This is a genomic window from Pluralibacter sp. (assembly GCF_019237635.1).
In the GTDB taxonomy this organism is placed as follows: domain Bacteria; phylum Pseudomonadota; class Gammaproteobacteria; order Enterobacterales; family Enterobacteriaceae; genus Enterobacter_B.
The window spans coordinates 19,637-28,049 of the sequence record NZ_JAFAGS010000144.1; the positions used below are offsets into that span (position 1 = coordinate 19,637).

8 protein-coding genes are annotated in these 8,413 nt (G+C 55.3%); 3 read left to right on the top strand and 5 right to left on the bottom strand.

Going from position 1 to position 8,413, the window contains the following annotated elements:
• Positions 1-3 precede the first annotated feature (3 nt).
• From JO226_RS16515 to JO226_RS16530, 4 genes are read right to left on the bottom strand one after another with little or no spacing between them, the layout of a single operon-like run.
• Positions 4-642, bottom strand: coding sequence for an NADH:ubiquinone reductase (Na(+)-transporting) subunit D (locus JO226_RS16515; RefSeq protein ID WP_293606849.1), 639 nt, complete (start codon positions 640-642; stop codon positions 4-6).
• A complete protein-coding gene (locus tag JO226_RS16520) occupies positions 635-1,429 on the bottom strand; it encodes a Na(+)-translocating NADH-quinone reductase subunit C (protein WP_293606850.1) in 795 nt (264 codons plus the stop codon). The genes JO226_RS16515 and JO226_RS16520 overlap by 8 nt, the downstream gene beginning before the upstream one ends.
• The gene (locus tag JO226_RS16525; RefSeq protein ID WP_293606851.1) at positions 1,422-2,660 is read right to left on the bottom strand and encodes an NADH:ubiquinone reductase (Na(+)-transporting) subunit B; all 1,239 of its coding nucleotides are present in this window, start codon (positions 2,658-2,660) and stop codon (positions 1,422-1,424) included. The genes JO226_RS16520 and JO226_RS16525 overlap by 8 nt, the downstream gene beginning before the upstream one ends.
• Before the next feature lie 3 nt (positions 2,661-2,663).
• The gene (locus JO226_RS16530) at positions 2,664-4,007 is read right to left on the bottom strand and encodes a Na(+)-translocating NADH-quinone reductase subunit A (RefSeq protein WP_293606852.1); all 1,344 of its coding nucleotides are present in this window, start codon (positions 4,005-4,007) and stop codon (positions 2,664-2,666) included.
• Positions 4,008-4,087: 80 nt separating this feature from the next.
• On the opposite strand from JO226_RS16530, the gene JO226_RS16535 reads away from it, so the two are divergent.
• Entirely contained in the window at positions 4,088-4,378 is a 291-nt protein-coding gene (locus tag JO226_RS16535; RefSeq protein ID WP_293606853.1) for a hypothetical protein, read from the top strand.
• Positions 4,379-4,471: 93 nt separating this feature from the next.
• Positions 4,472-5,212 carry a peptidoglycan meso-diaminopimelic acid protein amidase gene (gene dpaA / locus JO226_RS16540; RefSeq protein ID WP_293606854.1) on the top strand — a complete coding sequence of 247 codons (741 nt, stop codon included), beginning with the start codon at positions 4,472-4,474 and terminating at the stop codon, positions 5,210-5,212.
• Here dpaA and JO226_RS16545 read toward each other — a convergent pair.
• Positions 5,183-5,950: a class II glutamine amidotransferase gene (locus JO226_RS16545; protein WP_293606855.1), complete on the bottom strand. Its 768-nt coding sequence runs from the start codon at positions 5,948-5,950 to the stop codon at positions 5,183-5,185. The two genes, dpaA and JO226_RS16545, sit on opposite strands and share 30 nt — an antisense overlap.
• A gap of 561 nt (positions 5,951-6,511) precedes the next feature.
• On the opposite strand from JO226_RS16545, the gene JO226_RS16550 reads away from it, so the two are divergent.
• On the top strand, positions 6,512-8,413 hold a 1,902-nt coding region (locus JO226_RS16550), incomplete at its 3' end, for a DUF3274 domain-containing protein (protein WP_293606856.1).

Here is an 8,413-nt window from a genome sequence, read left to right on the forward strand (position 1 = left end):
CGGTTACTCCTTTTCCTGCTGTTCCGGCTTCCACGTACGCAGCGCCCAGATCAGCAGACCAATAATAAAGAACGCGCTCGGCGCCAGCAGGAACAGACCGTTAGGCTGATACCAGCCGCCGTTTTGTACCGTTTGCAGCACCGTAATGCCAAACAGTTTGCCGCTGCCGATAAGCTCGCGCAGGAAACCGACGAGCAGCAAAATCGCGCCATAGCCCAGCCCGTTGCCGATCCCGTCCATAAAGCTCGCCAGAGGCGGCGATTTCATGGCGTAGGCTTCAGCGCGACCCATCACGATACAGTTGGTGATAATCAGACCGACGAACACCGACAGCTGTTTGGAGACCTCGTAGGCAAACGCCCGCAGCAGCTGATCGACGACGATCACCAGCGACGCGATGATCGCCATCTGCACGATAATGCGCACGCTGTTGGGGATGTGATGGCGGATCATCGAGATAAACATGCTGGAAAACGCCGTGACCAGCGTGACCGCAATCGTCATCACGAAGGCCGTTTCCAGCTTGGTGGTCACCGCCAGCGCCGAGCAGACGCCGAGCACCTGCAGGGCAATCGGGTTATTGGCGACCAGCGGCCCAACCAGTACCCGTTTAACCTCTTTCATATCGCCGAGTTCAGCCATTGTTCAGCCCTCCTTCACGAACCTGTTTCAGGAACGGACCGAAGCCAAGCTCGCCCATCCAGAAATCAAAACTGTGCTGCACGCCGTTCGACGTCAGGGTCGCGCCGGACAATCCGTCCACCGCGTACTCATCCCCCGGCCGCGCCGCGCCCTTCACCACCTTCAGCGCTGGCATACCGTTATCGTCGAGCACTTTTTTACCGACAAACTGCTGACGCCAGTTCGGGTTTTCCACCTCGCCGCCCAGCCCCGGTGTTTCACCCTGGTCGTAGTAAGTGATGCCTTTTACGGTGCGGCCATCGGTATCCAGCGCCACAAAGGCATACATCATTGACCACAGGCCGTTGCCGTAAATGGGCAGCACCACTTCCTGCACCTGTTTGCTGGCGTCTTTGACCAGATAAATTTCCACAACGTTGCTGCGACGCTTGATGCCCGCCGGGTCCAGGCTGGCGTCCAGCGACAGACTTTGCTCCGGGTCTTTTAACGCCAGCGACGCGTTGAAGCTCGCCGGGTCTTTCGCCAGCAGGTCGCCGGTTTTCAGATCCAGCAGACGCGGCGTGATGCGCTCTGCATACACTGACGCCACCTCGTCGGCCTTCATGTCCGGCGTCATCAGCCCGGCGACAGCCAGAATGTTGCGCTGTTTATCCAGCGCGCGTTGCTCCTGCTGGCGCGGTTTCAGCCCGACGGCGGAACCGGCCACCACGATGGAGCAAATGAGACACAGCACCAGCACCACCAGCAGAGTTTTACCAATGCTATCGTTATTCTTGACGTCAGCCACGCGACTTCCTCCGCTTGATGTTGGCCTGCACCACCAGGTAATCAAACAGCGGTGCAAAGAGGTTGGCGAACAGGATCGCCAGCATCATCCCTTCCGGGTAGGCCGGGTTTACCACGCGAATCAGCACGCACATCACGCCGATCAACGCGCCGTAACACCATTTCCCTTTATCCGTAAATGACGCCGATACCGGGTCCGTTGCCATAAACATCATGCCGAACGCAAAACCGCCCAGCACAAGATGCCAGTACCACGGCATGGCGAACATTGGGTTGGTATCAGAACCGATAACGTTGAACAGCGTGGCCGTCGCCACCATACCCAGCAGGACGCCCGCGACAATGCGCCAGGAAGCGACACGGCCAAAAATAATGATGGCGCCGCCAATCAGGATCATCAGCGTAGAGACTTCGCCAATCGAACCGGGGATGTTGCCAAGGAACGCGTCCATCCAGGTCACCGGTTGGCCCGTCACGACGTTCACCAGCGCCTCGCCGCCATGGCTCGCCCATTGCGACAACGGCGTCGCGCCGGAAAAGCCATCCGCCGCCGTCCAGACCAGGTCGCCGGAGATCTGCGCCGGGTAGGCGAAGAACAGAAACGCGCGTCCCGCCAGCGCCGGGTTCAGGAAGTTGCGCCCGGTGCCGCCGAAGATCTCTTTAGCGATCACCACGCCGAAACTGATGCCCAGCGCCGCCTGCCATAACGGCAGCGTCGGCGGTACAATCAGGGCGAACAGAATGGAGGTAACGAAGAAGCCTTCGTTAATCTCGTGCTTACGCACGATGGCGAACAGCACTTCCCAGAAGCCGCCGACGATAAAGACGGTGAGATAAATGGGGAGGAAGAAAACGGCCCCAAGCCCCATCATGCTCAACCAACCGGCATCAGACCCCAGGTTCACGCCAAGCCACTGCGCTACGCTATAGTGCCAGTGGCTGGCGATGACTTGCTGTAGCTGCTCCGGGCCGTACAGCTTATGCAGCGCCGGGATGGTCTGCAGGCCGACGTTATACATGCCCCAGAACATCGCCGGGAAGACGGCGAGCCATACCAGAATCATCATACGCTTCAAATCGATAGCATCGCGCACGTGCGATGCCCCGCGCGTAACCTGACCCGGGGTATAGAAAATCGTGGCCGCCGCTTCATACAACGGGTAATACTTTTCCAGTTTGCCGCCATGCGTAAAGTGCGGCTCAATTTTTTCCAGCAGATTCTTCAAGCCCATCACTTATCCTTCCTGCTCAATGCGGGTTAACACGTCGCGCAAAACTGGCCCGTATTCGTATTTCGCCGGGCAGACGTAGGTGCAGAGCGCCAGGTCTTCTTCATCCAGCTCCAGACACCCCAGCGCCTGGGCGCTGTCGGTATCCCCGGCCAGCAGGTCACGCAGCAGCGGCGTCGCCAGAATATCCAGCGGCATCACACGTTCGTAGTTGCCAATCGGCACCATCGCGCGTTCGCCGCCGTTGGTATCGGTCGTGAAGCGGAACAATTTGTGCTTTAAGAAGTGGCCCAGCGTCGTACGGGTAATGGAGAATTTGTCTTTGCCCGGCATCACCCAGCCGAACAGCTCCTTCTCACGCCCTTCCTGCACCACGCTGACCTGCAGATGGAAACGCCCAAGGAACGCATGCGGCCCCTGCGCGTGGGTGCCGCTCAGCACTGAACCGGAGATGACGCGGTTTTCACCGTCGCAGAGCTCCGCGGCAAGCAGCTCGTCGAGGCTCGCCCCCTGGCGGGTGCGCAGCAGGCGCGGTGTTTTCACCTGCGGGCCGCCGAGCGCGATAACGCGTTCCGTCCACAGTTCCCCTTCAACGAACAGTTTGCCGATGGCGATAACGTCCTGATAGTTAAGATGCCAGACCTGTCTTTTCAGACTTACCGGCTCAAGGAAGTGAATATGCGTTCCCGCGAGCCCCGCCGGGTGTGGACCGGTAAATTCATTGAATTTCACCTGACCTACCGGGTGGCCGCCAAGCTTGCCGCCGCTTGCCTGGCACACATGCACCCTGCCTGACGTCAGGCGCGTCAGCACCGTCAGACCGGCATTGAATGCATCGCGATGGCTGAAAATAATCGGCTGCGGGTCGGCGCTGAGCGGCTGGGTGTCCATCGCCGTGACGAAGATCGCCGCAGGCGTTGAACCCGGCGCGGGCGCTTTACTGAAAGGACGGGTGCGCAGGCTGGTCCACAACCCCGAGGCCAGCAGTTGTTGCTCAACCGTCTCTCGCGGCAGGTGCGCAAGATCATCCGGCGCAAAGCGAGGAAAGGCGATGGACTCATCCCCCTCGACCTCAATCACCACAGCCTGTAGAACGCGACGCTCGCCACGATAAATCGCACTAACAGTACCGCTGGCGGGCGCTGTAAAGCACACGCCGGGATTTTTTTTGTCTTCGAACAGCGGTTGTCCCTTGAGAACCCTGTCCCCTTCCTTGACCATCATCGATGGTCGAAGGCCAACATACTCTTCCCCCAAAACCGCGACGCGCTTGACCGCAACACCTTCAGACAGTTGCTGCGAAGGGGCGCCCGCGATTGGCAAGTTGAGACCTTTTGTGATTTTAATCATATCGTTAGCAGGTATCCGTAACTATCACTTTGTACTTCATCCTTCAGGCGGCATCGGTGAGCCACTGAATGACGTTGCGTATGAACCCAGCAATTTGCGAAGAAAAAAGAAAGGAAAATCAAATACCAGAAACGTTGCTGGCAGCAGTTGACGAGCGTAAAGCGTCCTTTCTCACACCTGATCATAAAGCGGGGGGAAGTCTATCAGTTTTCCCCTTCAGACCCCAGCAATTCACGGGAAAGCGGGTGGTAAAATGCGAGCTAATGCGCAAAGTTCTGACAGCCAATTCAGAACAAATACACTATAAAGAAAAACTAAATTGTAAACGCCGCAGTCTGCGCTTGCGAAAAACGCTGGTGATGCTAATGTGAGCGCATCAAAAACCAGAATCATCTCATTTTCGGGTTTCTTTCGCCGTTCTGGCGTGTTGTGTGTCAACACCGTTTTATCAAGGAATAAGTAGTATGCGCAAAATCGCATTGTTTCTTGCGATGCTTTTGATTCCGTGCGTCTCATTCGCGGGCCTGCTCAGCAGCAACAGCCCGACAACGCCGGTCAGCAAAGAATTTAAGCAGCAGTTGATGGGGTCGCCGGTATATATCCAGATATTTAAGGAAGAACGCACCCTTGATCTGTATGTGAAAATAGGTGAAGCCTACCAGTTGCTCGACAGTTACAAAATCTGTAACTACTCCGGCGGACTGGGGCCCAAACAGCGCCAGGGGGATTTCAAATCACCCGAAGGTTTCTATTCCGTCAGCCGCGAGCAACTCAAACCTGACAGCCGTTTCTATAAAGCGATCAATATCGGTTTCCCGAATGCCTATGACCGCGCACACGGCTACGAAGGAAAATACCTGATGATTCACGGCGCCTGCGTCTCTGTGGGCTGTTACGCCATGACCGATAACGGCATCGATGAGATTTTCCAGTTCGTCACTGGCGCCCTGGTTTTCGGCCAGTCCAGCGTTCAGGTGAGCATTTATCCGTTCCGTATGACCGATGCCAATATGGAGCGTCATAAATTCTCGTATTACAAAGACTTCTGGTCACAACTGAAGCCCGGATACGACTATTTTGCCCAGACGCATAAGCCGCCTATGGTCTCGGTGGTGGATGGACGCTATGTGGTCAGCAAGCCGCTGAGCAGCGATGTCGTCCAGCCACAGCTGGCGTCAAACTACACGGTCCCCGAGGCAAAATAACGCCCACTCCCCTGGCATAATCTTGTGCCAGGTTTCATTGCCCGTCAGCGGCTGCGTGGCAATCACGGTAACCACATCGTTCGGTGTGGTTTCTCGCTGAAAATCAATTTCCACATCCTGATCGAGTAACTTAGCGACGCCGAACGGCGCGCGTCGGGTGATCCAGTACAGATGGGTCGAGCAATACGCCATCACGTAACGACCGTCAGACAACAGCATGTTAAACACGCCTTTTTCCCGCAACTGCGTCGCCAGCGTCGCGATATATTTAAATACCGCCTCCATATTTCCCGGCGTACGCGGGTAGCGCGTCGTCAGCCTGTGAAGCAGCCAGCAAAACGCCTTTTCGCTGTCGGTTTCGCCGACGGGACGAAACGGGCCGGTCTCCAGCGTCTTATAGCCCGTGAGCTGCCCGTTGTGCGCGTAGGTCCAGTTCCGCCCCCACAGTTCGCGGGTAAACGGATGGGTATTCTCCAGCGCGACGTTGCCGCGGTTGGCCTGGCGAATGTGCGCGATAACCGAACACGATTTGATGGGGTAATCCTGCACCAGTCTGGCGATCGGTGACTGAAAACTGGGTTGGGGGTCTTTAAATGTGCGGCAACCTTTACCCTCATAGAAGGTGATGCCCCAGCCGTCTTTATGCGGCCCGGTGCCGCCGCCGCGCTGCACCAGCCCGGTAAAGCTAAAGCAAATATCGGTCGGCACATTTGCGCTCATCCCGAGCAGTTCGCACATAATTATCCCCCCTCATTTTTTACGCTTATCTGAATACCACCGCCAGTGGAAGTGGTCAGAAAAAAGTTGACTCTGCCAGTTATGCTACACATTGGAAAATCCAAATCTTTTATCCATGCAATCGATAATGGTTTAACCAAGTAGGCTCACAAGAGCATCTCATGTACTTTAGTGTTGTCAATACCATACCCAAGTGCCGATTTCGCATCCTGCGGAACAAGGAGCGCGAAGATTTTTACCTTCACTAGCGATCTGATATGTAGTGGCAGAAAAAACGGATTGCATTTTACTTCTCGGGGCCTCCGCCAGTGGCTTAATTATACAAATATCAGATATGACATACTTATTTTATTTTTTTAATGAATTTATTGAATCCAGATTTGTAAATTAGTATGTCATTTGCACTGTGGATATTTTTTTTAAATATTCATAGCCGTATTCTCCCTCGTGGCGATTTTTTATTCTATCAGAAGGATATTTGAATACGACATGTTCCTGCAGTAATTAATCTCCACTGCTCAACACCGCCAATCTTGATACGTACAAACAGGAGGTACTCTGATGGCTGATGAAAAAAAGAGCCCGTATTGCCCTCGTGTTGTTTCTGAGAACGATGTCGGCGTTCACACCGCGCTCGGACCGGAAGCACAAACCTGCAGGGTCGGTATTCCCCGCCCGATGCCGTGCATCGTCATCCTGGTTCACGGGGTCAATGATGTCGGAGAAGCTTACCAGAACCAGGAAAAAGGCATCATCGCGGGGCTGAAAAAGCGTCTTAACCGCACCGACCTTTATGCCCATGACTGGCGTGATTTTATGATGATGCAGGGCGAAGCGCCGCAGACGAAAATTACCGGGCCGGGCCGTTCTCCCGTTATCCCTTTTTACTGGGGATACAAGCCGGTGACGCATAAGGACTATCAGGCCGATCAACAACGCTACCGGCAGGAGGTCAGCAAGCTTCAGGACGGCGCTCACCTGCCGTTCGATGCATATCAGGAGGATGACAAGAATAAAAAAGAAGACCTGGGCAATGATGGTAAAGGCAGCGTTAAATTTCAGAACGACAATTTTGGTAATGCCCTCGACATCAACTTTGCCAAGGGCGGCGGCACCTTTGCCAACGCAACGACCAATATTCCGGATATGCTGGGGCCCGGCGCGGGTGGCGCGTCCGTGGCAGCCGTCGGTTTTATGACGCTGCATGCAAACGGCGGGGATTTTACGCACCCTGTTTATTCCAGTCCGCACCGTATTTACCAGTTTTTTGCCGCCCAGCGCCTGGCGGATGTGATTATTCAGATCCGAGCGGAACCTGAAACACAAAATGATGTGATAAACGTGGTGGCGCACAGTCAGGGCACCATTATCACCATGCTGGCGAATATGCTGGTGAAACAGGCGGGGTTTGATCCGGTTAACTGCACCATCCTGAATCACTCGCCGTACTCGCTGGAGGGCCGCCTGGCAGAGGATATCCAGCCGGGCCATCATCAGACCAGCGATGCGCGCCAGAAAACATTTACGAATTTTTGCGCCCTTATGGCAACGCAGTACAAAGGCGGCGAAGTGCCGGAGGCCGATCTGCTGGCGATGGAAGGCGCCTGTACGCTGCGTAAACCGTCGGATAACCCGCTTCGGACGGATAAGCGGTACAACCGCAACAACAACGGCAAGGTATACAACTATTTCTGCCCGAACGACGGGACGGTATCGCTGACAAATATCCAGGGTTTTGGCTGGCGGGGGATCCCCCACAAGATTGCCAGCCGTATTCCTAACCTGTACCAGCGCGTGTTTTATCAGCATGGCCTGATCGGCACACCTCCGGACGGCAAACCATTTGAAATGCCGCCGTCGCGAAAAGGCGATGCTGAATACAGTTCGGTCACGAACACGGCATATACGGCGCATGATGTGGTCGTTAACGGCGAGGAATTGCCGGAGCCGTTTATGTTCAAACTCCAGGGGGAAGACAACCATCCGGATAATGACCCGAAAACGAGTGATATACCGTATACCGCCTGTATCGATCCGGACAGCCCGGATGCGTATATCTCTTATTCCGCAAAAGCGCACACTATCAAACGGACGGACAGCGCTACCTACTCCGTCAGCCGTTATCAGGGGCTCAGCTGGAGTCCAGGCCATGTACTGACGCCCGAAGAGTTGAGAATTGAGGGGCTGGAGCGGAAAGTGCAGATGATTCACGGTGTGGTGAGCGGGACAAAAGACTTTCAGAGCGTCACGCTGACCTGGCTTCGTCCCCGTGAAGAACTGGAAAAGGAATGGCAGAAATCTGACCCGGTAGGTTACAGCCAGCATTCGTCCATCGTGATGAGCGAATTCGCCCCCTCACATGCAATGGCGTTCGACCTGGCTCTCGGGCAGTGCCGATCATTTGACTATCAGGCCGGTAAATTCTGGGAAGCGCTTCTGCACCGTGCGGACTGGAGGGATCCG